The sequence below is a fragment of the Streptomyces sp. SID13726 genome, from assembly GCF_010548375.1.
GTDB lineage: Bacteria > Actinomycetota > Actinomycetes > Streptomycetales > Streptomycetaceae > Streptomyces.
On sequence record NZ_JAAGLY010000544.1, the window covers coordinates 1 to 423 of the forward strand.

1 protein-coding gene is annotated in these 423 nt (G+C 68.6%); it reads right to left on the reverse strand.

Going from position 1 to position 423, the window contains the following annotated elements:
* Positions 1 to 423, reverse strand: a 423-nt coding sequence (locus G3I78_RS49035; protein ID WP_164437143.1) for a hypothetical protein, incomplete at both ends; no start/stop codon positions are given.

A 423-nucleotide genomic window follows, 5' to 3' on the forward strand; every position in this document is an offset into this window, starting at 1 on the left:
TCGGGCATCTGGTGGGTGCAAACGGCGCCGAGCGCGGCGGCGACGAGCCGTTCGACGACGTAGGGGTCGTCGAGATCGAGCATCCGGGCGGCTAGGCCAAACAGCCGCTTGGGCTCTGGACGGCCATAGCGCTGGAGGGCTTTCGTCGCCAAGTCCCGCATGCCCGTGTTAGTGGAGGTCAGCAGCCAGGCGATGGCCAAGGCATCCAGGTCATCCCTCTCGGTGCGACTGTCGCTCCCGGTCCACCCGTCGATCGCTCGTTCTAGGTCTGCCGTGAGCCGGCCCGGAGCCCGGTCTCGCGCCCATTCGGTCCAGCGCAGGTCGCGTTGGGGAAGGGGTAGCTGGCGCAAGACCCGGTCGAGGAAGGCAGCGTTCAGGCGGTGCGGGGCAGACCTGCGGATCTCCCACAGACGGTCGAACGCG